Here is a 19,361-nt window from a genome sequence, read left to right on the forward strand (position 1 = left end):
GCGAGCTCACCGTCTTATCCAGCAAACGATGTGATGTCAGACGGTTGGGGTTGTGCGAGGCATGGTGCCGTGCCGGATTGCGTGCGGCCCCGGATTTGAGCCCGGAACCAGCCTGCCGCTCTCCTCGAAGGGAGACGGGAACGAGTGCGGAACAGGCTGTGCCGGACTTCGTGCCGACGAAGAGGGCATCCAGTGCCTGGAGGCGCCCCTGACACACCCTCGTCCGCCGATTCTCCAGTGATTGAGATGGTGCCGGCGGAGGGGATCGAACCCCCGACCTTCGGTTTACAAAACCAGTAGATCACAAAAGCCTAACTCATCTTTTCCATAGGTGTCGCAATATCTTAGGCTCCCGTCGAGCCGGGAAACCGATGCACCTGTGCCGTGTTTTGTGCGGGTGCATTCTTGGCCCTGCCCTTCTCCTCGGCGGTCAGGAACGCCAGGTAGGCCTCGGTCACCTTGATGCTGGTGTGCCCCATCTCCTGCTGCAGGTCGTAGATCCCGCCCCGGCCGGACCGCAGGTAGTCGACCGCGAAGCGGTGGCGCAGGTCGTGGAACCGGAAGCGCCGGAAGGTCGGCTCGATCCTCAGTCCCCGCTTGACCGCCGCGGCGATCTCCTCGGCCTCGGCCGCGACCACGTCCCGGCAGTAGAGCCCGAAACGACTCGCGGCGTTGAGGAACGGCCCCGGCTCGGGCTGATCCCTCGCGCGGTCGCTGGGCTTCCCCTTCGTGCCTGGATGCCAGAACACGGCCCGGGTCGCGAGGTTGGCTGGGATGTCGGCAAACAGGGCGACAGCCTCGTCCGTCAAGCTCACCTCCCGGGCTTTGTTGCCCTTGCCTCGGACCCTGATGGCCCGGCGGGCGAGGTCGACGTGCCGCCGCTCCAGCGTCACCAACTCGTCCTGCCGACAGCCGGTCAGGAGCGCTGCCCGGATCAGGTGCTTGAACAGACCAGGGGCGCGGGAGATCACGCGCTCAATGTCGCGATCCTCCGGCAGCACAATCGGATCGCGGCGCTCCTTCATCCGGCGGCTGCGCATCGCGTCGAGCGCCGGATTGCCCTTCCGCCACTTCTCGTCGACCGCGAAGCCGAGCACGCTGGACAGCGCCGTCAGGTCGCGTCGGATCGTGGCCGTAGACACGCCGGCCGCGCGCCGGGCACGGATGATCTCCGCCACCGTGTCGTCGGACACCTCATCGACGTGGAGCCCGGCCAAGTGATCGTCTATGGTGTCGAGTGAGTTGGTATACCGATCGAACGTCCGGCTGCCGACTTGCGCCACCATGTACTGCCCCCAGGCAGTTACGGCGTCGGCCCATAGCTTGCGGTCCTCCCCGTAGCTATGGGCCGCCACTATCTTGGCGTGCTCTGCTGCCGCGCGATTTCGCGCAACGCCCGGATCGCCTGTCTTGAGGCTGAAACGGTACTCTTTCCCTCCGACGACGAAGCGGGCCCATAAGACCTCGCCCCGCCAGTAGCAGCCCTCCGGGGCTTGCTTCTTTCGATCCGCTGGCATGGTTTCACCTCCTGTTCGACGAGCCAGGTCCGAAGCACCTGGATGTCGAACGTCCACACCCGACCAACTTTGACGGCGCTCGGCAACTGGCCGGACGAGGCGAGCCGCTGGATGGTCCGCGCGGACACGCCGAGGATCTCGCATGCGCCCGGGATCTGTGTCCGTTCCACGTCACCCCTCCCCCTTCCGCCACACCTTGAGCGCGACCCCATCCGGCACCCGGGCGCGGCCGCGGGCGAGCGGATGGATCGGGCTGCCGTCCGCGGTGATCCCGAAGCACATCAGGTCCGGCCAGGGCGCCTCCCCGGTCTGGACCTGCTCGCATAGGTGCTCGACCCATTCGGGATCCCAGGCGCCGGCGCCCCAACACGCGACGACGGCGGCGGCGCTCTTCGCCTCCTCGACGACCGCGCCCAGGTTCTCCTGGATGACGTCGCGCGCGTGCCAGTCCGGCCCGTTGTGCTGCCAGCGTGACCACGCCCGGCACTCGGCCGGCGAGGACGAGCGGAATGGGTAGAGGTTCACCGCCGTGAAGCCGCTGTAGCCCCAGCCGCGCGCGAAGCGGATCCAGCGGCAGACGGTGGGGTCGTTCTTGCGGTGGTCGGCCGTCGAGGGGTTCAGACCGATGAAGCAGACGTGCTCGCCCTCGCCCCAGGTGCGGGTGAGCGTGAAGCGGTAGGCCCCGCAGCGCGAGAGCGTGGCGGAGCGCTTGATCGTGGCGGCGAAGGTGTCGCCGAGCAGGTCGGGGGTGTGCAGGTCAAGCATCGCTCCCGCCCTCTTTCGCCGCTGTCACCTCCGGGCTCTTTTCAGTCTCGTAGACGCGGGCACGCTGGCGGGCCGCGGAGATCGCGGCTTCGAGTTCCGGCAGGATCGGGCATGTCGGCCACGTGCGGCTCAGGTCCGCGTGCTCCTTCTCCAATTCCGTGACGCTGGTGCGAGCCCAGCGGGCGGCGCGCTCGGCGGCCGGGTCGTTTCCAGCCAGCGGGATCATGCGGGGGTGGTCTGGGGCGAGCGTCATACGCGGGCCTCTCGCTCGACGACGAAAGTCAGTTCCGGCACGTCGCCAAGCACCAGGAAGCGCGCGTCGGGGCGATAGTAGGGCTTCTCTTTGATGAAGCTGACGAGATGACCCCGATCTTCGCCGGCAGGAACATCGAACCAATCGACGTTCTGAAATGCGATCGGATGGCCCCCGCCGAAGCAGTACCCGTGGGTGAGCCGATCCGGCAGGCGGTAGACGTGGACCCGTCGCCGCTCAACGAACATGAAGTCGATCCCGCTCATCGCTCAAGCCTCCCCGCCGGAGCGGTCCCGGTCGGGCTCAGGTCCGACGCGAACCGCATGTCGCGCAGCTCGACGAACGTCTCGCCGGGCAGCACCTCGCGCATGGCCTCGGCCGTCGCGCGGTCGCGCCAGGTGCAGCCGTGGCGCTCGGTGCCGTCGGCGCGGCGGTAGATGTTGCGGAACTCGCCGAGGTCGGTGGAAATGAAGGGCTTGGGTGCGGTCTCAGGCATGGCACTCACTCCGCGGCGAAGAGGGGCAGGTTGGGGGCGAGCCGGCGGTGCGGGCGCACATTGGCCTCGCGGTAGTTCGCAGCCACCAGGGCCTCGGCGAGAGCCGCGTTCGCCGTTTGGCCACGCTTGGATCCCGTGATGTTCAGCGGAATTGATCGAATGGGACAGCCGAGGAGACGATTTCGGCTAACTGTTAAGTTTCGAGCCAGGCCATAGGCGAGCCGCTCGGCGCCGGCGGCGAAGAGGTTGGGAGCCGCGGCCATCACGCCCGCCCTCCCGCCACCGGCTCCGGCAGGCTGTCGATGTTGGCGAGGGTTGAGAAAGGTGGCCTGAGCCCGACCTGAACTAGAACAGGCCAAGAGCGTTGGCGTGCCTCCAGCAAGAGGGACGCCATGAACACGGACAATGGAAAGATGGCCGAGTCCACCTACGACGCTGGGAAGGGTAAGCCCAAGTCTCAGGCGACTGAGGCCGACATCTCCGCTCCCCGTCTGACCCCACAGGGACGCGAGAACCCGGAAGCTGCCGGCGAGGATGCGACCGACCCAAATGGCGGAGCGAAGCAGGGGCAGCGCAGTAAGGCTGAGGGTTAGCGGCTCCCGATTAGGTCTGCGGTCAGCCATCAGCGAGACCCTTCCCCGCTCGTCGCCACGGTCGGCCGCTCGCCGCGCTCGGCCAGGGCCTCGAGGTCGGGGATCATCTCCGCCTTGATCTCGGCCCGGGTGTAGGACCAGCCCGGCAGGAGGTCGTGCTCGTACCGCCCGTTCTCACGGCGGAAGCCCGGGACGCCGGACCACCACTCGATCCAGACACCCCTGCGCGGGCGGCTCATGTCGACGTGCATCACGCTGCGGGTCCCGAGCTTGGTGTGGTCGGCGATGACGGCGCGGAGAGCCTGGGCGGCGATCGCCGCGGCGGCGCGCTCCTGCATGGTCGGGGGCGGGAGGGGCTTCGGGGCGCGGGCGGTCATGACCTGACCCGCCCCGACGCTCTCGCCTGGGCGAGCGTCATGCCGGCGATGTCACGGGCGACGAAGACGACGGCGGCGTGGTCCGCGCACCAGCTCTTCCGCGTGGCCCGCTCGCTGCAGAACAGGTGCCGGCCGGTGTCGTCCTGGCCGACGGCGTAGCGGCAGGTGAACGGCCCGAGTTCGACGAGCGGCCGGCCCGCGGGAGGGACGAAGGCGAGCGCGAGGACCGATTCGGCGGCCGGCTCGGGATCCGGCTCCGGGGCGGCCGGCGGCGCCACTGCCCCGACCTGCTCCGGCTCGGGCTCAACGGATACCGGGCGTCCGAGGCTGACCCCGAGGCGCATGGCCTTGCCGAGCACCGCGTTCCTGGAGACCGGGAAGCCGTCCTCGGTGACCTGGCGGGCGATCTCGCTGGCGAAGGCGCCCTCGGCCGCCATGGTGCGCACGGTAGCCTCGTGCTCCTCGGTCCAGCCGGGTCGGGCGAGGTTGCGTGCCTCGGAGATGGCGGGCATCACGCGGCCCTCCTCTTCGAGCTGGAGGGGCGCTTCTGCGCCCACTGGCGGATCTCGGGGTAGGTCACGCCGGAGAGCGCCCGCCACGCGGCGCGGCACTGCTCCAGGTCGAACAGGCCGGTGTGGGTCTCGTCGCGGGTCAGCCCCATGCGCTCGGCGAGGAAGCCGTAGACGCGGCCCCGCGCAGCCTGACGCACGACACGCCGACCTTCCTCGTCGAGCGGGCCGTAGGCGCCGCTCCGGTCGGCCGTCTGCCAAAGCGGGTCGATCATCCGCTCGTGGAGCAGGCGGCGGGCGCGGCGCAGATCGGGGCCCGCCGGGGTGCCGAGTGGGTCGGTGGTGCCCGGGTGGCACCCGACATAGGCGTCGGGGCACACGTCGCAGCGCCAGATCGGCTTGTCGGCGAGGTCCGGCCGGTGCGGGTAGACCTCGGCGCCGGTGGTGAGGCGGGCCGGCTGCCCGCAGCAGAGGGGAGCGGCCGACATCACGCTGCCTCCCGGCGGCAGAGCGCCCGCAGCTGCGCGACCTGCGCGTCGACCTCGGCCAGAAACTCCGTGACGTCGCGCTCGATCGCCGCGACCGCCTCGTCGTCACGCGGCACGCGGACCCGGAACAGCTGCAGGTCGGCCGGCAGCCGCGGGTCGTAGGACACGAAGTCGGTCCAGGCGCGCGCCGGGAGGCAGGCCTGCTGCCAGAGGATCTGGGGTCGGTGCTCCTCCGGCAGCGTGCCGGCGAGCCAGTAGCTGAGGTGGGTCGTGGTCTTCGGGCACTTGAACTCGACGAGCCCGACATCGCCCACCAGCCCGTCCGGGCTGGCGCCGGCCATCGCGATCGCCGGGTGGTCGACGAACCCGACCTGCACCGGGCTCGCGTCGAACAGGAACTCGTAGGCGGCTCTGGCGCGGGGCTCCTGCTCGGTGCCCCAGTACATCTCGGCCGTCACGTAGTGCTGGGCGACTTGGCCGGTCAGCCGCTCGGCGACGAGCTGGTCGCGGTAGCGGGCGCGTTCGCCGCGCCAGCCGCCGCCCTTGAGCCGCCCGATCACGTCGGCGACACGCGAGGCCGTGACCTTGCCGCAGCGGGCCTCGAACCACGCGGCGGTGCCCTGGATCATCTCCGCCATCACCGCGCTCCCGTGCCGGGGGTGGCGGCGCGGCGGCGCTTCGCCTCGAGCGCGGCGACGGCCTGGTCGTAGCGGTCGGCCGGCACGTCGGCGAGGCTCGGCACGCCCATGTGGCGGAGGAAGGCCGGCAGGTCGGCGCCGACCTCCTGCGCCAGCTCGGCGAGGAAGGACGCCTCCTCCTCGGTGACGCAGCCAGCGGGCGCACGCGGCTTGATCGGCTGCCCGTCGTTGTCCTCGTTCGTCAGCGCGACGTTGAAGATAAGCAGCGTCAGGTAGCGGCGACCGTAGCTCATGGTGGAGCCGAAGCCCTGGAGCGCGGTCTTGTTGGCGCGGCCCTGGGCGCCGGCCGCATCGGACGGCAGGTCGGCCCGGTGCTGGCGAGAATGCCCGCCGGCGTGCGCAACGGTGCAGACCATCCGGTAGTGGCCCGCGACGTCGCACGGCTCGGTGTCGAACGAGAGGGAGAAGCCGTGCGCCGTGATGACCGGCGTGATGGCGGCGTGGATGTCCTCGAGGCGGGCGTACCGCGAGTTGTTGTGCGCGTTCGTGGCGGCCCGGAAGACCTGGGGCATCGCGGCCTGCGCCCGGCTGAGGGCCGCGTTGAACTCGCGCTCGGCCGCCTGGCGCCGGGCCTCGTTGCCCATCGCGATCAGCCGCTCCATGCGGTCGAGGTCGATGGAGGGATCGCGGGCGGCCCGCTCGACGAGGGACAGGATCGCAGCGGCCTCGGCGGTGACCGGCGATGCGTGCCGGTCCTGCTCGGCCGGCATCGGCGCGTGATGGGTGGCGGGGACGGACATCAGGCGGTCCTTTCGGTGGTCGAGGACTCGCGCGCCTTGAGGCGGGCGATGGTGGCGGAGATGTCGGCGGTGAAACGGGCGTGGGCGTCGGCCTCGTCGGCGGCGCCGGCCGTGACCCGGTCCAGGGCCTCGGCGAGTTCGCGGGTGACGCGCTCGGCGCCGGTCTCCGGAGTGCTGGCCTCGTTCACGCGCGCCTCCCGGGGAACGGGACGACGTTCGCGGCGGGTGACTGCTCGCGCTGCCGAGCCGAGATGCGGTCGATCTCCTCGATGCGCGCGAGGGCAGCCCGATGAGCGGCGCGCAGGGCCCGGGCGCCCTCATCGGCGATCTGCCGGACCTGATCCGGCCGGGCAGCGAGGACGTCGCGAAAGGCGATCTCGCCGCGGGCGATGTCGGCCGCTGCGGTCTCGAGAGCCCGGCGCAGGTCCTGCGCATCGCGCTCGAAGTTGACCATGTCGCGGATGACCCGGAGCACGGCTTGCTGAGTCTCGATCAGGGTCGAGAAGCGGACCATCGGTTCGGGCGTGGTGTCGTGTGCGGCCATGGCGCCCTCACCACCCGGTCCGGATGCCGACGCACGCGGGCGTCAGGCGGTCGAAGGGGATCTCGACGCGGGGCGCCTTCTCGGCCGGGCCAGGCACGCGGTGGCGCCGGCAGGCGTCCTCGAGGGAGGCCGGCAGGCCGTCCGCCTCGTCGTCCCGGTCGATCCGATCGACGATCATGCCGAGGACGAGGGGTGTCACGTTGGTGACCTGTGGGGCGAGCCGGTCGGCGACGTTCAGCTCGTAGACCTCGACGAGTTCCGCGCCGGGCCGCTCGTCGCCGGCCAGGAACCGGATCGTCTCGGCGAGCGTGCCGGTGATGCTGGTCTCCTCGATCCAAGCCGTCTCGGGCGTGCCGATCTCGCGCATCTCGACGAGGAAGGGCCCGCGCGGGGCGGGATGGGTGCGGCGGTCGTAGGCCGCGGGGAGTGGGGCTGGGCGCAGCATCGACGCCTCCCCTCAGGACGCGAGGGCGGCGACGACGCGGGACCCGATCTTGCGGACCAGGATCTCGCGAGCGCGGGCCTTGGGGACGAAGCCGCCCTTGGCCTTCTTCACCTCGACGCCGTTCCAGACGTGGTCGAGGTCGGCCGAGCCGGCCTGACGCACCTGGAAGAACTGGCCGGCGGAGGTCTCGACGACGTGGGTGTAGGTGGGGGTCTGCACGGGGCGGCTCCATCGCGGGAGGCGATGGAGGGAGATTGATTCGGTATTTATACCGCGTCAAGCCGATCCGGTAAAAAAACTGGACGTAAAATGATATGGATCAGGCTGAACGGGAAAGTTGCGCACGCCACCTTGACACACGCTCTCGAAATGGAACGTAATGGGAACATCTAACGTTGAGGCATTGATGATGTGGGGAGCACCGCAGGATGCTGGTGGCCTGTCAGAAGTCCGGCTCAAGCTCAGGGTTCGTTGTGTTGGATGCTTCTCAGAAGCTAACCCTATAATTACGCTTGGGTGCATTCGCCAAAATATTTCGGAGATCGACAAACGTGTGAAACATATGGCGAAGAACATTCCTTTCGAGTGCGAAATGTGCTCTGGTAAGGTCTCGCGTCTGCTTTCGTACTTTGAAACTGCCGCTGGTCGTGAAGAAGAGCTACAAAGAGTTCAGCACATTCCTAGCCCAAGCTAGGATCCGAACCCCGCGCCCGTCATCTGCTTCCATATCGTGCTTTACGATTATAGGCTTGTAACGCTTCACCGATGATCTCGGGTGAAATTCATATCGATCTTCGTAGACCTCAAGCTGTTTGATGGACCGTTCAACTAAGTGGCCGCCCTCAAGCGACTGCTGAACAACCACGATCATTCCAGTGTGCAGCGCGACGCGTCCGCCGAGCCCCTCATAATCAAGAGCTATCACCCGATCTCCAGGAAGTATCGGACGCGGCTTGAGATCGTTCATGGAGTCGCCTTTTACATCAAAGGCGACCTGCTGAACTCGAGGATGATCCTTGTTCGGAGGAAGGTATATTTCTTCTGGATCAACATCCGTGAACTCCGAAATCTCACGGAATGATCCGGCTTCCACGAAGCCGCCATAGAGGACACGAACGCTCCTCTGGTCGACGGAGACAATCTCCTCCACCGGAGCGAGACTGGACGGCTTGTTTCCTACTGTTGCGTCCAAATCCTCTCTGCCGACCCCAGCGAACAACCAGACAGGCGTCGTGCGTAGCACGGGTGCGAGCGCGTTCAGCGTGGCCGTGCTCATGCCTTGCCGCCCATCCTTCTCGATCGCGCGGCGCAGATTGCGGATGGCGTCCGGCTTCCCGGCCGCTATCCCTGCGGCATGTTCGGATATGCCCAGAGCCTGCAGGCGGCGATCGATGCGGGAGAGAATGTCGGCCAACTCCATGGCGGTAATCTGACCGCTACGGTTCAGCCGGGATACCGGTAAGAAGGCCATTGACTTGCCCGGTATTTTTACCGATCTTGCGGAAGTGAGATCGGACCCCTTCGCATGAATGGCAGAGAGAACATCCTCAGGCTGGCGGACCTGTACGGCGGCGCGCTCGGCCTGAAGCGTACCACCGTCAGCTGGCGCCTGTTCCAGGACACCAACAAGCTCGACGTCATCGCGGGTGGTCGAGATCTCCTCCTCGGCCGCTTCGAGCGCGCCATGCAGTTCTTCTCGGATCATTGGCCCGATTCCGTGGCATGGCCCGAGGAGATCGTGCGTCCGCCGCAGTCGCCAGCCCCCGCCCCTCTCCCGGAGGAGAGCGCGGCATGATCTCGCGTCCGATCACAGCGCCCCTCCATGTCGCGGCCCTCCGCGATGGCATGACGGAGATCTCCGTCGAGGCTCACATCACAGATCGCGTGCGCGGCATTGCCGTTCTTCTGACCGGAGACGAGGTCCGCGGCCTCATCGCTGATCTGGCGGCAACGCTGCCAGAAGGCGCCAGTTGCGAGATCGAGGCGACAGCCAACGCCGTCGCCTCGAAGCTTCGCGCGGTCGGTCGAGTGGAGTCTGAGCAGCCCGAAGAAGGGATCGTCGCTCGCGCCCTTCACGAGTACGGCGGCCCCTGCTCCCAGGCCTACGCGGACGTGGTCTCGGCCTACGTCTGCGCGACGCACGGTCAGCGTGACGCCCTGTTCCTGGCGGTCGCGTTCGAGGCCGCAGGGCGAGAGCGGGCTCCCGATGCAGGCCCAGCTATGCCCACGACCACGGACCGCGCTGGTTCTGCTGCCACTTCCGCTCGCGCTCTTCACCGGGAGATCGATCTTGCTCTGGCTCGGAAGGAAGCTGTTCTTCAGGAGCAGTTGAGGGCTGTGATAGCGACACGCTCGCAATGTGTGAGCTAATCCGATGAAGCTCCGCCCGCGCCAGTTCTTCGGCTTTTCGGAAGTCGTCTTCTTTCGGTATTCAGATTGCCCACTCGCACTCGTAGCCATTGGGCGATCGAACGGCGAGGCGCAGTCGGACTTCGCTCTCCCCTGTAGCGGGATTAGTTGCCCGCTCGACTGCTTGGGTAGTGATCGTCGGCACTGCGACGTCAGACATCCTCTTGGCTCCTTGGTTCGCTTTGCATCGACCAAGGTAGCGGCACCGGCCGATCTGTGCACGGCAGATCGGCCGGTTGCCCTCATGCTCACGGAGATCACCCGGTGAGCGCGACCGCCCTCCCACTCGCTGCTGGCCTGCCCTTCAGGAGCCTCAATGAGACGCTCGCCATCGCGCCGGCTGAGGTCGCCCGTGCGATCGCCATGCATGCGGGGCGTTACGCGATGCAGTCGATTTATCTGACCCGCACGGTAGCCCGTCAGTGTCAGCGGATACTCTGCGGACGTGGCTTCTGCGCTGCGAAGCCAGCGGCCTTCCGCGCTGCGGCAATCGTAGCGAGCGTCTCCTTGGGGGCTCCATTCTCCTCGGCGCGCTTCTCCAGAAGCTGCAGACGTTTGAACAGGCTCTCTGCCTGCGTCAGCGCATCGTCGCTGAAGCTCATCTCCATAGCGATATACAAATCGCGAAGGTACGGACAGGTTATTTCTGGTCCGGGCATCATGAGCGTGGCTGTTCCGAAGAATGGCATGCTCATTCATGCTCACAGTGCCCCAATTTGTGCGGTAACATGGGTTAGCCGTCCGAGCGAGTGCTGGTCCGCGCTCGCGATTGATGTGCCCTCCCCTCGCCGCGCCTTCGTAGGATCGCGGCTTGAGGCGCCCGGCCGGCGTCATCGCAAAGCCTCCCGGCCGGGCTGCTCCCTCTCGCGTGATCGTCGTCGCCCGCAAGCAGTCGATCCCGCCTGCGTAATCGTGCGTAATCCTGTCCATTTCCCGCGCCCTGTCCGTGCTGATGTTCGTCTTATGCGGCACGGCGACGGTCTTGCGCGGCCAAAGACGAGGCGCACGGTTCAATGACTACGCAAGGGTACGCGTTCGAAGAGGAGAACCGCTTCGTGCGCGAGCTGACGGAGGCTCTCAAGCCGCTGCACGGCTCGAAGATGGCCACCTACCGGTGGATCGGGGGTCGGATCAAAGCATCTGAACGCTGGGTGCGCCGCCTCGCCGGGCGTAGCGAGTCCATCCGCGTCGATCACCACGTCGCCCTTCGCCTTCGCGACCTCCACGACCGCCTCTGCGTCCGGGTCGCTCGTGCGGCCGATGCCGCCGAGGCGCGCAACGCCCTCGTGCAGGAGCAGATCGATGCCGCTGTTCTGGTTGCTGGCGCGCCTGCTGCGCGCGTGGCGAGCGCTCCCGCGGCTGAAGTGGCGGCTCCGATCCGTCCAGCGCGGCCTCCCGCACCCGCACTGGCCTTCGCGTCACCTCGCACGCGTGGCCCGGCCCAGGCCTCCCTGGAACTGAACGACCTGCCGCTGTGGCAGCACCCCGCCGCGCCGCGCTGACGGCCGAGCAGCAGAGGAGAGAGAGCATGCCCACACTCGTGAGGAAGGCCCAGAAGCTCCAGGCCGAGCCGTTCGATGGGACGCCGGCCGGCGCTGCGCGCGTGGCTTCGTTCGGCGGCAGCTTCATTAAGGTCACCGAGGCGGCCGACGGCGGTGCGCTGACGGTGTTGGTGCAGACACCGAGCGGCGTCCTTCCGGTCAATCGGGGTGACTGGGTCGCGAAGTCGGCCGAGGACGACTTCTATCCGATCGTCGCCAGCCGGATCGCCGAGCAGTTCACGATCGAGGCCGAGCCCGTGCTCACCACCGGCCTGCCGGCGCTCACCTTGCCGGAAGCTCAGGCGGTTGTGGCGACCAAGACGGCGCCTCGGATCACCGAAGACCTCATGCGGGAGCAGATCGCAACTGTCGAGTACGCCAAGCTGCGCCACCTAACGATCTGCGTCATCACCCTGAAGAACGGGTTCTTCAGTGACGGCATGAGCGCGCCGGCCGATCCCGCGAACTACGACGCTGCCGTCGGCGAGCGCTACGCCTTCGACAACGCCTTCCGGAAGCTCTGGCCGATGTTCGGCTTCCTGCTGCGCGACCGCCTCAGCGGCGGCAACACGCTCTCGAGCGTGGCGGGGCTGAAGGACGCCTTCCGCGTCGAGGGCGCCGCCTCCGTCACCAGCTCGGCCGACGTGCCGCACCACCCGGTCTGATGCCCAAACGACACCGCCCGGGCCTGTGCAGCAGGAGCCCGGGCGGATCGCGATCTCGACAACCTTTGGAGGCCTCCATCATGCCCGCAGATGGTCCCGTTCCGCAAGGTGCATCCATGCCGGATGCGGACGTTGCTTCGTCCGGCGTCGCGGCGGCAGAACTGAAGCAGTTCATCGAGCGCATCGAGCGCCTGGAAGAGGAGAAGACCGGCCTCCAGGGCGACATCAAGGATGTCTTCCTGGAGCTGAAGGGCCGCGGCTTCGATGCCAAGGCAGTGCGCACCATCCTGCGCCTGCGCAAGAAGGACCATTCTGAGCGGCAGGAAGAAGAGGCGATCCTGGAGCTGTACCTCCAGGCGCTCGGGATGGCTTAGCGCCATGCCCGGCCCCCCCCCGCGACGAGCCACGCCCATGACGCGCGGCGTGAAGAAGCTCCTGGCCCGCCAAGAGACCGGTCAGATCCTGGTGCTGACCTTCACCGGAGAGACGGAGGCGCCGAAGGTGTACCGCCTCCATCCCTCGAACCGCGTCGTGCGCGCGGATGTGGCCGATCGCGCGATCCGGGAGCATCGGATCCGGCCGGGTGGCGACAGCCTGTTCGCCGACGCCCTGGCCCAGACCTGGCGGGCGCCGTCATGACGTGGCCCTTTGGCACCCTCCCCGCCCGCTCGTTCCGCGCCATCTCGGCCGACCCGCCCTGGGCGTTCTCGGGTGGCACCAAGGGCCGACCCCAGCACTACGCCCGGATGACCGACCGCGAACTCGCCCGCCTCCCGGTCGAGGAGCTGGCGCATCCGGACGGCTGCTGGCTGTTCCTCTGGATCACCAGTCCGAAGCTCCCGGTCGCCTTCCGCATAGCGGAGGCCTGGGGCTTCCGCTACTCGGCCCGCGCCTTCGTCTGGATCAAGACGGAGCGCGCGCCGGCCGAGCCGCTGATTGTCTTCCCGCGGGACGGCCTCCACACCGGCACCGGCTACACCACCCGCAAGAACGCCGAGGATTGCCTCCTCTTCCGGCGCGGCGCCCCGCAGCGCCAGGCGGCCGACATCCACGAGGTGATCCTCTCGCCGATCCGGGAGCACAGCCGCAAGCCGGACGCGGCGTACGAGCGAATCCGTCGCTTCTGCCCGGGCCCGCACCTCGAGCTGTTCTCGCGCGAGAGCCGGCCGGGCTGGGAGGTCTGGGGCAACGAGGCGGGGAAGTTCGACACGGCGGCGCTGCCGCTGGCGGCGGAGTAGCGCCATGGCCCGCCCGCGCCTCACCGGCCGCCAACCGGTCTTCACCGGCCGCCACCCCGGGACCGGCCTGCACTTCGGCCAGACCCCGCCGCACCTGCGCGAAGAGGAGCGCGCCGCGCGCGCCGCCCTCGAGCGCACCTGCCACGAGTGCGGCTCTTTCGGCGCCAGCCGCGGCTACGGCCAGCCCGGCGTCGGCCAGCAGCGCCCCGAGGGGCAGCGATGGTCCTGCGACAAGCCCGCCTGCCGGGCCGCGGTCGAGGCGTGGTGGCGCGACGCCTACCACGACACGCCGGTGCCGGTGATCGCCCCGCAGCCGGAGCCTCCGCCGGCGGCGCAGTCGGACCTGTTCAGCGCAGCGAGGGCGGCATGAGCTTCAAGGCCCTCGAATGGGCTCGCTCGGTCAAGACCGGCAGCCCGACCCGGAAGGCGGTCCTGCGCGCGATCGCCGAGTACGCCGACATGGACGGCAAGGCATGGCCGTCTCAGGCCCGACTCGCCGAGGACACCGAGTTCACCGTGCGCGGCGTGCGCAAGGCGATCATGGAGCTTGAGGAGATGGGGCTCATCTCCCGTGAGGAGCAGCGCCGGAAGGACGGCACTCAGGCAGCCGACATCATCTTCCTGAACTTCGCCTGGGTGGACAGGCGGAATACGGTTCCGCCGGCTGAGAAACAGGCGGAACGTGGTTCCTCACAGGCGGAACCGTATTCCCAACAGGCGGAACGTCATTCCTCACAGGCGGAACGTGGTTCCGCCCCCACTACGTTTGAACCTCCATCTAACCTCCATCAGGAACCGTCAAACGAACCGGATTCGCGTGCCGGCCCGTGGCCGCAGGATTTCTGGGAGCGGTTCCAGGGGGCCTATCCGAACCTGGTTCGGCTTCGAGCGACGCTGAACCTGCTTCGCCAGATCCAGGCCGAAGGCGAGACCCGATTCGACGACATCCTCGAGGGAATCGCCCGGTACGTCGCTGCCAAGCCGAACGATCGCAACTGGCTCGGCTCCGACACCTTCCTCGCCGACCGCCGGTACGAGGACCGCCCCGCGCCGCTGGTCGCACCCGGCCGACAGCCCCCGCTCACCGGCCAGGCCGCCCGCCTCGCCCAGCTCGCTTCGAACTTCCAGGGAGGATCCGATGGCGCTTCCGGCTCTCAGCCGAGCCAACGCCGTGCTTACGGCACCCGAGGCTCTTACGGCAGCGGTCAGCCGGTGCCATGGACGTCTGGCGACGATGCCCGGCCGAGCGCTGAGGTACTGCTTATTGCAGACCGACGCGCCTACGGCGGCCGAGCGTAGGGCGATGGCGGTGTGGCGCGATCGGATCCTCGCGGCCCTGGCGCCCTGCACGGATGCCGACATGGTCGAGGCTGCGGTCGGGAAGCTCCTCCTCGGGTTCGAGAACGGCCGGCAGAACGCGCAGGCGACGCAAGCTCGGAACGGCGAGTACCTGACAGCGCTCGAAGGCCTGCCGCTCTGGGCGATCATGGAGGCGGCCGACCGTTTCCGCACCGGCGAGACCTTGCTGACCTGGAACAAGGCCTTCCGGCCGACCCCGCCCGAGTTCGCCGACGAGGTGCGCGAGGGGCTGGCTGACCTGCGGCGTCAGCAGATCCAGATCCGGGACGTCCTAGACGCCGAGATCCTGCCGACCCCCGACCCCGAGGCGGTAGAGCGCGCTCGGCAGGCCGCTCGCGACGCCATCGCGGGCAAGCTGATGCGCGAGCAGCACGACCAGCGCCGCGCGGCCGACGCCGAGGAGCGGGAGCGCGAGGCCATCCTCGCCGGCCCGCCGATCAAGCCCGGCGCGCTCGGGGCGGCTGCGCTCGGGCGGTTCCTGCCGGCCAGTCCCGCACGCCGCACCAGCGGCCAGCCCGCAGCGTGAGGAGAGCACAGCCATGACGGTTGCCGAAAAGCCGTGCCGATTTTGGATGGTCTACGGGATGGACCGAGGCGTGCCGACCAAGCGGCATCACACAGTCGAAGCCGCGCGAGCCGAGGCAAACCGGCTATCACGGGTTAACCCAGGCGTACAATTCTACGTGTTCGGCTCTGAGTATGCTGTCGAGACCGCAACCAAGCGTGTACACGAGTTCGACGGCAAAAATTTTATCGACATCACGGACGATATTCCCTTTTAACCCCCAGCTAACCGGAGGCCTCCCATGACCGACATGACCGAGACGGGCGATCACGACTTTACGGCCCTCACCGCCGACATCGTGTCCGCCTACGTGGCGAACAACCCCGTGCCGGCCGCCGAAGTGCCAGGGCTCATCGCTTCGACGTACGCCGCGCTGACGCACCTCGGCTCGCCGGCTGAGCCAGAGCCGGTGAAGCTCGAGCCGCCGGTCCCGATCCGCAAGACCGTCACCCCGGACCACATCATCAGCCTCGAGGACGGCAAGCCCTACAAGGCGCTGAAGCGGCACCTGGCGGGACGTGGGATGACGCCCGACGAGTACCGGCGGAAATGGGGCCTGCCCGTTGATTACCCGATGGTGGCGGCGAACTACGCGGCGCAGCGGTCCGAACTCGCCAAGAGCAGCGGCCTCGGCCAGTCGCGCGCCCGCGCTGCGGCTGCCCGCGCAAGCCGGGACACCGCGGTCAGCAGCAAGCCGGCCCGGCGAGGCAAGACCGAGTAGAGGGTTGGGAGGCCTCCTCGCGCGTGCTGGACCAGGACGACGACGATCCCGGGCGTAGCACGGGCGAGGAGCCTTCCGCACCACTGGGTGGTCCGGAGCCGCCCGGCTGGACCTGTCGCGACGTGGAGCGCTGGCTCAAGGTCGCGTTCAGGCAGATGCCGTTCACGCCCATCTACGCGCCGCGAGGCAACACTCTCTCCTCGGCTGATCCGAAGAGGGTCCCGAGCGCCACCTTCGACATGATCGCGTTCACGGGCACGGTGCTCGGCGACCGGTCGGACGAGCGCCGCGCGCTCCTCGTCTGGGCCCGGGCGATCGTGACCGAGGGCGACATCGGCGGGTCGATCGCCGCGTTCTGCCGGGAGATGGGCTGGAACCGCCGCACCTTCGACCGCCGCCGACACCGGGCCTGCCTGAAGGTGGCGGCTGCGAAGAATGCCTTCGACCGCTACGGTTGAAACCTAGTAAGCTTGATTTTGCGAAGAACTGCTGAGGGTTAGAGAAATAGCATTCTGAGTGGAGCCCGCGGTGGGCTGAAAGCTCCAGAATGACGTCTTCATAAATCCGTGGCTGCAATCTTGATGCCTGCTCACCGCCATTCCAATTTAAACGACTGCAAAATTCGCGTCTTGGCTAGATAATAGTGCGGAAACATGTTCGTAAATTAACATACGCTACAAAATATTACTTGTTGTTACAATAATTTAGCGTCTAATCGGCATTTTATTTGATGCAAAGTGATGTTTAAAATTTATGTATAATAAATATCTTCATATTAAACAATAGTTTCATCAAATGATCTCTGTTTTCAGTACGATATGTCATATAATTATGATTAATAACAAAAACACCATCGTTGATATGTGAATCTATACATCTAATAACCCCATATATCAGTATCGAGGCCAACGTTTAGAAAATTTTAACTGAAGAAATTTACACTGTTTCACCCATCGCAGCATACGAGCATCGTTGATGAGAGCGCCCCAGATGCTTCGGCTTGCCGACAGAGTTCCACTCAAACGTCAAATCAGCCTGCTGGCTGGGGTCATCGGCCTCACGATCGTAGGCGTGACGACCGTCGGGTCCGCCCTGCTCGCCCGCGGGCAGGCTATCGTCATGGCTCAGGACGCCCTTCAACAGGTGGCGCGGTCCGTAGCTGACCGCCTCGACCAGGACATGGCCGAACGCCTACGCGAGATCCGTAACGTCGCAGCTCTCGAACCCCTGCAGCCGCACTGGCTGGAGAACACCGGCAGCCTGCGCAATGTGCTCGACGCGATGCAGAGGACGCTGCCGGACTATGCCTGGATCGGGTTTGCCGAACGTGATGGCCGGGTACGCGCGGCCACCGGCGGTATCCTTGAAGGGGCGAGCGTCGGAAGCCGCCCCTGGTTCCTGAACGGCATCCGGCAAGCCGCTGTCGAGGACGTTCACGCGGCAGTCCTGCTGGAGTCCTTGCTCAAGCCGCACGCCGATGGCGCGCCATTCCGCTTTGTCGATGTGGCGGCCCCAGTCAGCGACAGCTCGGGCCGGATCGTCGGCGTGCTTGGGGCCCATCTTAGCTGGCGCTGGGCCGAAGTTGTTCGGCGCGAAGTGCTGTCGTCCCGCAAGCCGGAGCTGAAGGAAGACATCATCGTTCTTGATCGTTCTGGCCGAGTTCTGCTTGGACCAGACCTTGGAGCAACACCCTATACTGCCGCGGAGCTTGCCTCCGGTCGCTTCATAGATCGTCGAGTGGGCAGTGATCGGCTTGCTACGGCAGCCTCCACCCGTGGTCGGGGCGATTACGTAGGCCTCGGCTGGATCGTCGTCGCCTTGCAGCCAGTCGACACGGCGCTGGCGGGCGCCAACCGCCTGACGCTCCTGATCCTTCTGCTCGGCCTCTGCGCTGCCGTGCTGGGCATGGTCGGGATGGGGCTGATCGCCGGGCGGTTGAGCCGGCCCCTGACGCGGCTGACGGAAGCAGTCGACCGCGTTGGACGGGAGCCAGACGCGCGAATGACGCACCGTGTGCACGGCTCTCCCGAGGTTCTGCGCCTGTCTACCACGGTTCGGTCACTCCTCAGGCGTATCGGCACGGCCGAGGAAGACGTGCGGCAGATCCGGGCCGAGTCATCGGACGCTGTGCATGCTGCAGAGGACCGTGTTCGGCGCCTCGGCGCTGATCTCCACGCCATGCAGGTCCTGGCAGACACGGATGGCCTTACGGGCCTGCTCAACCGGCGGGCGTTCATGCCCCTGGCCAACGATGCGATGAACTACTTCAAGCGCTACCAGCGTGGCATCTGCGTCTTGATGATCGACATTGATCATTTCAAGCGCGTCAACGATCTGTATGGCCACGCGGCGGGTGACCAGGTCATTCGCCAGGTCGGCCAGATCATCAGCGACGCGATCCGGACCACCGACAAGGTGGCACGGTTTGGCGGCGAGGAATTCGTGGTCTTGCTCCGTGAGACCGATATGCAGGGTGCGGCGATCTTCGCGGAGCGGATCCGCCAGACTGTCGCCAGCACCGTATTTGAACCGGATGGTCAGTGCCTCACGGCGACGATCAGCATAGGCGTGGCCTGCGCTGACTTGGCGGACGACGATATTGATCGCGCGATCGAGCGTGCGGATGAAGCGCTCTACGCGGCTAAGTCGAGCGGGCGCAACTGCGTGCGCATGTTCGAGGGCAAGCTGTCCCCCAACCTAAGGGTGGCTGCCTAGCTTTTTCAGTCCTGGCTTTTGCGGATCCGGATGGACATCGCACACGCGATCTGGCGGCGCGCAAGCCCCTCTCGCTTCGGGAACAGCAAACGTAAATGGATTTTCAGTCGCAATTCGTGCTAAGCTCACTGTTATATTTGAATGGCGTGTTCCAGAGAGCATAAAACCAATTAGTAATGCTTGCAGAGATCATGAACGCCTGCTTCTCTTCGGCTAGCAGTCCTTAGTTCATGGCGTATCAATTGGCTCCTCAGGGTCGAGAGCAGTGTTTCTGGCAGCAGAACGCCCGCCGGAGGGTTAGTACCTTGGCGGGCGTTCGGTGCTGAGGGAAACAAACTGCTTGACTGTAAGTAAGAACGGTTGTGGGGTCGAGCAGTTCCGATGTGGATGAGGAAAGATCGGGCTATCTGTCTATCGTGGCACCGGATCCACCGGACGATTGAGGAACGGCGGGCGTCGCCTGAAGTGCGCCTCAGCTACGCAAGGCCGCTGTCCCGGATTTCGGTCCAACGCCGTCCGGCACCGGGACCGAGGTCGCACCGTAATTCGCGTTGAGGTAGAGGTTGGGGCCCTCGTAGAGGTTGATCTGCCGGGCGACGATCACCGTATAGGCCGACTGGTCGGCGACCGGCTTGCTGCTGTCGACGATGAGCCGTCCCGCCGGCAGGTAGATCGTCCCCAGCATCGTGCGGGCGTTGTCGCTGATGATCCGGTACTGCCGCA

The 19,361-nt window shown here is 66.6% G+C and carries 31 protein-coding genes and 2 pseudogenes; 14 read left to right on the plus strand and 19 right to left on the minus strand.

The features are described from left to right. Positions 1 to 344: 344 nt before the first annotated feature. The 7 genes and pseudogenes from EU555_RS18130 to EU555_RS18160 form a co-directional block, all read right to left on the minus strand. Entirely contained in the window at positions 345 to 1,517 is a 1,173-nt protein-coding gene (locus EU555_RS18130) for a tyrosine-type recombinase/integrase (protein ID WP_135416494.1), read from the minus strand. 32 nt (positions 1,518 to 1,549) lie between these two features. Beyond that, positions 1,550 to 1,729 (minus strand): annotated as a pseudogene (locus tag EU555_RS37735) (helix-turn-helix domain-containing protein); the annotation flags it as partial. Continuing rightward, positions 1,689 to 2,282 (minus strand): DUF1643 domain-containing protein, encoded by a 594-nt coding sequence (locus tag EU555_RS18140; RefSeq protein ID WP_135416498.1) that lies wholly within the window; start codon positions 2,280 to 2,282, stop codon positions 1,689 to 1,691. The gene EU555_RS18140 and the pseudogene EU555_RS37735, both read right to left, overlap by 41 nt. Continuing rightward, on the minus strand, positions 2,275 to 2,535 hold the full coding sequence (locus tag EU555_RS18145; protein WP_135416500.1) for a hypothetical protein: 261 nt from the start codon (positions 2,533 to 2,535) through the stop codon (positions 2,275 to 2,277). Before EU555_RS18145 ends, EU555_RS18140 begins: the two co-directional genes overlap by 8 nt. Continuing rightward, positions 2,532 to 2,801: a hypothetical protein gene (locus tag EU555_RS18150; RefSeq protein WP_135416502.1), complete on the minus strand. Its 270-nt coding sequence runs from the start codon at positions 2,799 to 2,801 to the stop codon at positions 2,532 to 2,534. The genes EU555_RS18145 and EU555_RS18150 overlap by 4 nt, the downstream gene beginning before the upstream one ends. Beyond that, a complete protein-coding gene (locus EU555_RS18155; RefSeq protein ID WP_135416504.1) occupies positions 2,798 to 3,031 on the minus strand; it encodes a hypothetical protein in 234 nt (77 codons plus the stop codon). Before EU555_RS18155 ends, EU555_RS18150 begins: the two co-directional genes overlap by 4 nt. Positions 3,032 to 3,036: 5 nt before the next feature. Further along, positions 3,037 to 3,294 carry a hypothetical protein gene (locus EU555_RS18160; RefSeq protein ID WP_135416506.1) on the minus strand — a complete coding sequence of 86 codons (258 nt, stop codon included), beginning with the start codon at positions 3,292 to 3,294 and terminating at the stop codon, positions 3,037 to 3,039. A gap of 150 nt (positions 3,295 to 3,444) precedes the next feature. On the opposite strand from EU555_RS18160, the gene EU555_RS37060 reads away from it, so the two are divergent. Further along, positions 3,445 to 3,624 (plus strand): hypothetical protein, encoded by a 180-nt coding sequence (locus EU555_RS37060; RefSeq protein WP_245524358.1) that lies wholly within the window; start codon positions 3,445 to 3,447, stop codon positions 3,622 to 3,624. A 29-nt stretch (positions 3,625 to 3,653) separates the two neighbouring features. Here the strand turns inward: EU555_RS37060 and EU555_RS18170 are convergent, their stop codons facing one another. The 10 genes from EU555_RS18170 to EU555_RS18205 form a co-directional block, all read right to left on the minus strand. After that, a complete protein-coding gene (locus EU555_RS18170; RefSeq protein ID WP_135416510.1) occupies positions 3,654 to 4,001 on the minus strand; it encodes a hypothetical protein in 348 nt (115 codons plus the stop codon). After that, entirely contained in the window at positions 3,998 to 4,513 is a 516-nt protein-coding gene (locus EU555_RS18175) for a GcrA family cell cycle regulator (protein WP_135416512.1), read from the minus strand. The genes EU555_RS18170 and EU555_RS18175 overlap by 4 nt, the downstream gene beginning before the upstream one ends. Next, on the minus strand, positions 4,513 to 4,998 hold the full coding sequence (locus EU555_RS18180; RefSeq protein WP_135416513.1) for a zinc-finger-containing protein: 486 nt from the start codon (positions 4,996 to 4,998) through the stop codon (positions 4,513 to 4,515). Before EU555_RS18180 ends, EU555_RS18175 begins: the two co-directional genes overlap by 1 nt. Further along, positions 4,998 to 5,636, minus strand: coding sequence for a lambda exonuclease family protein (locus EU555_RS18185; RefSeq protein ID WP_135416515.1), 639 nt, complete (start codon positions 5,634 to 5,636; stop codon positions 4,998 to 5,000). Before EU555_RS18185 ends, EU555_RS18180 begins: the two co-directional genes overlap by 1 nt. Further along, a complete protein-coding gene (locus tag EU555_RS36240) occupies positions 5,636 to 6,436 on the minus strand; it encodes an ERF family protein (protein ID WP_167858591.1) in 801 nt (266 codons plus the stop codon). The genes EU555_RS18185 and EU555_RS36240 overlap by 1 nt, the downstream gene beginning before the upstream one ends. Then, positions 6,436 to 6,624, minus strand: coding sequence for a hypothetical protein (locus EU555_RS36245; protein ID WP_167858592.1), 189 nt, complete (start codon positions 6,622 to 6,624; stop codon positions 6,436 to 6,438). The genes EU555_RS36240 and EU555_RS36245 overlap by 1 nt, the downstream gene beginning before the upstream one ends. After that, positions 6,621 to 6,980 (minus strand): hypothetical protein, encoded by a 360-nt coding sequence (locus EU555_RS36250; RefSeq protein WP_167858593.1) that lies wholly within the window; start codon positions 6,978 to 6,980, stop codon positions 6,621 to 6,623. The genes EU555_RS36245 and EU555_RS36250 overlap by 4 nt, the downstream gene beginning before the upstream one ends. 7 nt (positions 6,981 to 6,987) lie before the next feature. Continuing rightward, positions 6,988 to 7,425, minus strand: coding sequence for a hypothetical protein (locus EU555_RS18195; protein ID WP_135416519.1), 438 nt, complete (start codon positions 7,423 to 7,425; stop codon positions 6,988 to 6,990). Between the two features lie 12 nt (positions 7,426 to 7,437). After that, positions 7,438 to 7,644, minus strand: a complete 207-nt coding sequence (locus EU555_RS18200; protein ID WP_135416521.1) for a hypothetical protein — start codon at positions 7,642 to 7,644, stop codon at positions 7,438 to 7,440. Between the two features lie 439 nt (positions 7,645 to 8,083). Then, entirely contained in the window at positions 8,084 to 9,130 is a 1,047-nt protein-coding gene (locus EU555_RS18205; RefSeq protein WP_135416523.1) for a S24/S26 family peptidase, read from the minus strand. A gap of 86 nt (positions 9,131 to 9,216) precedes the next feature. Between EU555_RS18205 and EU555_RS18210 the strand changes: the two genes are divergently transcribed. Beyond that, positions 9,217 to 9,795: a hypothetical protein gene (locus tag EU555_RS18210; protein WP_135416525.1), complete on the plus strand. Its 579-nt coding sequence runs from the start codon at positions 9,217 to 9,219 to the stop codon at positions 9,793 to 9,795. 464 nt (positions 9,796 to 10,259) lie between these two features. On the opposite strand, the gene EU555_RS18215 is transcribed toward EU555_RS18210, so the two are convergent. Further along, entirely contained in the window at positions 10,260 to 10,529 is a 270-nt protein-coding gene (locus EU555_RS18215) for a hypothetical protein (protein ID WP_135416527.1), read from the minus strand. 360 nt (positions 10,530 to 10,889) lie between these two features. Here EU555_RS18215 and EU555_RS36255 point away from each other — a divergent pair, with 360 nt between their 5' ends. From EU555_RS36255 to EU555_RS18270, 12 genes are all read left to right on the plus strand, one after another. After that, entirely contained in the window at positions 10,890 to 11,336 is a 447-nt protein-coding gene (locus tag EU555_RS36255) for a hypothetical protein (RefSeq protein WP_167858594.1), read from the plus strand. After that, positions 11,309 to 12,040: a Gp49 family protein gene (locus EU555_RS18225; protein ID WP_135416531.1), complete on the plus strand. Its 732-nt coding sequence runs from the start codon at positions 11,309 to 11,311 to the stop codon at positions 12,038 to 12,040. The genes EU555_RS36255 and EU555_RS18225 overlap by 28 nt, the downstream gene beginning before the upstream one ends. A 116-nt stretch (positions 12,041 to 12,156) precedes the next feature. Then, on the plus strand, positions 12,157 to 12,414 hold the full coding sequence (locus tag EU555_RS18230) for a DUF2312 domain-containing protein (RefSeq protein WP_135416590.1): 258 nt from the start codon (positions 12,157 to 12,159) through the stop codon (positions 12,412 to 12,414). A gap of 37 nt (positions 12,415 to 12,451) precedes the next feature. Continuing rightward, positions 12,452 to 12,679 (plus strand): hypothetical protein, encoded by a 228-nt coding sequence (locus EU555_RS18235; RefSeq protein ID WP_135416533.1) that lies wholly within the window; start codon positions 12,452 to 12,454, stop codon positions 12,677 to 12,679. Then, positions 12,676 to 13,278 (plus strand): MT-A70 family methyltransferase, encoded by a 603-nt coding sequence (locus tag EU555_RS18240; protein WP_135416535.1) that lies wholly within the window; start codon positions 12,676 to 12,678, stop codon positions 13,276 to 13,278. The genes EU555_RS18235 and EU555_RS18240 overlap by 4 nt, the downstream gene beginning before the upstream one ends. A 4-nt stretch (positions 13,279 to 13,282) precedes the next feature. Then, a complete protein-coding gene (locus tag EU555_RS36260) occupies positions 13,283 to 13,648 on the plus strand; it encodes a hypothetical protein (protein WP_167858595.1) in 366 nt (121 codons plus the stop codon). Then, entirely contained in the window at positions 13,645 to 14,577 is a 933-nt protein-coding gene (locus tag EU555_RS18245; protein WP_167858596.1) for a helix-turn-helix domain-containing protein, read from the plus strand. The genes EU555_RS36260 and EU555_RS18245 overlap by 4 nt, the downstream gene beginning before the upstream one ends. Positions 14,578 to 14,581: 4 nt before the next feature. Beyond that, on the plus strand, positions 14,582 to 15,163 hold the full coding sequence (locus EU555_RS18250; RefSeq protein WP_135416539.1) for a hypothetical protein: 582 nt from the start codon (positions 14,582 to 14,584) through the stop codon (positions 15,161 to 15,163). A 13-nt stretch (positions 15,164 to 15,176) separates the two neighbouring features. Further along, positions 15,177 to 15,419 carry a hypothetical protein gene (locus EU555_RS18255; protein WP_135416541.1) on the plus strand — a complete coding sequence of 81 codons (243 nt, stop codon included), beginning with the start codon at positions 15,177 to 15,179 and terminating at the stop codon, positions 15,417 to 15,419. A 24-nt stretch (positions 15,420 to 15,443) separates the two neighbouring features. Then, a complete protein-coding gene (locus tag EU555_RS18260) occupies positions 15,444 to 15,923 on the plus strand; it encodes a Ros/MucR family transcriptional regulator (RefSeq protein WP_135416543.1) in 480 nt (159 codons plus the stop codon). Between the two features lie 23 nt (positions 15,924 to 15,946). Further along, positions 15,947 to 16,381, plus strand: a complete 435-nt coding sequence (locus EU555_RS18265) for a hypothetical protein (protein ID WP_245524353.1) — start codon at positions 15,947 to 15,949, stop codon at positions 16,379 to 16,381. 532 nt (positions 16,382 to 16,913) lie between these two features. Then, the gene (locus EU555_RS18270; protein WP_135416545.1) at positions 16,914 to 18,638 is read left to right on the plus strand and encodes a sensor domain-containing diguanylate cyclase; all 1,725 of its coding nucleotides are present in this window, start codon (positions 16,914 to 16,916) and stop codon (positions 18,636 to 18,638) included. 472 nt (positions 18,639 to 19,110) lie between these two features. On the opposite strand, the pseudogene EU555_RS18275 reads toward EU555_RS18270, so the two are convergent. Beyond that, positions 19,111 to 19,361, minus strand: a pseudogene (locus EU555_RS18275) (hypothetical protein); the annotation flags it as partial.

This window comes from Methylobacterium nonmethylotrophicum (assembly GCF_004745635.1).
GTDB lineage: Bacteria > Pseudomonadota > Alphaproteobacteria > Rhizobiales > Beijerinckiaceae > Methylobacterium > Methylobacterium nonmethylotrophicum.

What these genes read in the sequence shown, in the direction of transcription:
- EU555_RS36260 (WP_167858595.1), top strand. Translation starts at nt 13,283, where the DNA reads ATGGCCCGCCCGCGCCTCACCGGCCGCCAACCGGTCTTCACCGGCCGC.
- EU555_RS18215 (WP_135416527.1), bottom strand. Translation starts at nt 10,529, where the DNA reads ATGAGCATGCCATTCTTCGGAACAGCCACGCTCATGATGCCCGGACCA.
- EU555_RS18260 (WP_135416543.1), top strand. Translation starts at nt 15,444, where the DNA reads ATGACCGACATGACCGAGACGGGCGATCACGACTTTACGGCCCTCACC.
- EU555_RS18150 (WP_135416502.1), bottom strand. Translation starts at nt 2,801, where the DNA reads ATGAGCGGGATCGACTTCATGTTCGTTGAGCGGCGACGGGTCCACGTC.
- EU555_RS18180 (WP_135416513.1), bottom strand. Translation starts at nt 4,998, where the DNA reads ATGTCGGCCGCTCCCCTCTGCTGCGGGCAGCCGGCCCGCCTCACCACC.
- EU555_RS18240 (WP_135416535.1), top strand. Translation starts at nt 12,676, where the DNA reads ATGACGTGGCCCTTTGGCACCCTCCCCGCCCGCTCGTTCCGCGCCATC.
- EU555_RS18255 (WP_135416541.1), top strand. Translation starts at nt 15,177, where the DNA reads ATGACGGTTGCCGAAAAGCCGTGCCGATTTTGGATGGTCTACGGGATG.
- EU555_RS18230 (WP_135416590.1), top strand. Translation starts at nt 12,157, where the DNA reads ATGCCGGATGCGGACGTTGCTTCGTCCGGCGTCGCGGCGGCAGAACTG.
- EU555_RS18155 (WP_135416504.1), bottom strand. Translation starts at nt 3,031, where the DNA reads ATGCCTGAGACCGCACCCAAGCCCTTCATTTCCACCGACCTCGGCGAG.
- EU555_RS18235 (WP_135416533.1), top strand. Translation starts at nt 12,452, where the DNA reads ATGACGCGCGGCGTGAAGAAGCTCCTGGCCCGCCAAGAGACCGGTCAG.
- EU555_RS18270 (WP_135416545.1), top strand. Translation starts at nt 16,914, where the DNA reads ATGCTTCGGCTTGCCGACAGAGTTCCACTCAAACGTCAAATCAGCCTG.
- EU555_RS37060 (WP_245524358.1), top strand. Translation starts at nt 3,445, where the DNA reads ATGGCCGAGTCCACCTACGACGCTGGGAAGGGTAAGCCCAAGTCTCAG.
- EU555_RS18145 (WP_135416500.1), bottom strand. Translation starts at nt 2,535, where the DNA reads ATGACGCTCGCCCCAGACCACCCCCGCATGATCCCGCTGGCTGGAAAC.
- EU555_RS18195 (WP_135416519.1), bottom strand. Translation starts at nt 7,425, where the DNA reads ATGCTGCGCCCAGCCCCACTCCCCGCGGCCTACGACCGCCGCACCCAT.
- EU555_RS18210 (WP_135416525.1), top strand. Translation starts at nt 9,217, where the DNA reads ATGATCTCGCGTCCGATCACAGCGCCCCTCCATGTCGCGGCCCTCCGC.
- EU555_RS18140 (WP_135416498.1), bottom strand. Translation starts at nt 2,282, where the DNA reads ATGCTTGACCTGCACACCCCCGACCTGCTCGGCGACACCTTCGCCGCC.
- EU555_RS18175 (WP_135416512.1), bottom strand. Translation starts at nt 4,513, where the DNA reads ATGCCCGCCATCTCCGAGGCACGCAACCTCGCCCGACCCGGCTGGACC.
- EU555_RS18185 (WP_135416515.1), bottom strand. Translation starts at nt 5,636, where the DNA reads ATGGCGGAGATGATCCAGGGCACCGCCGCGTGGTTCGAGGCCCGCTGC.
- EU555_RS18245 (WP_167858596.1), top strand. Translation starts at nt 13,645, where the DNA reads ATGAGCTTCAAGGCCCTCGAATGGGCTCGCTCGGTCAAGACCGGCAGC.
- EU555_RS18170 (WP_135416510.1), bottom strand. Translation starts at nt 4,001, where the DNA reads ATGACCGCCCGCGCCCCGAAGCCCCTCCCGCCCCCGACCATGCAGGAG.
- EU555_RS18250 (WP_135416539.1), top strand. Translation starts at nt 14,582, where the DNA reads ATGGCGGTGTGGCGCGATCGGATCCTCGCGGCCCTGGCGCCCTGCACG.
- EU555_RS18160 (WP_135416506.1), bottom strand. Translation starts at nt 3,294, where the DNA reads ATGGCCGCGGCTCCCAACCTCTTCGCCGCCGGCGCCGAGCGGCTCGCC.
- EU555_RS36250 (WP_167858593.1), bottom strand. Translation starts at nt 6,980, where the DNA reads ATGGCCGCACACGACACCACGCCCGAACCGATGGTCCGCTTCTCGACC.
- EU555_RS18130 (WP_135416494.1), bottom strand. Translation starts at nt 1,517, where the DNA reads ATGCCAGCGGATCGAAAGAAGCAAGCCCCGGAGGGCTGCTACTGGCGG.
- EU555_RS18205 (WP_135416523.1), bottom strand. Translation starts at nt 9,130, where the DNA reads ATGATCCGAGAAGAACTGCATGGCGCGCTCGAAGCGGCCGAGGAGGAG.
- EU555_RS36240 (WP_167858591.1), bottom strand. Translation starts at nt 6,436, where the DNA reads ATGTCCGTCCCCGCCACCCATCACGCGCCGATGCCGGCCGAGCAGGAC.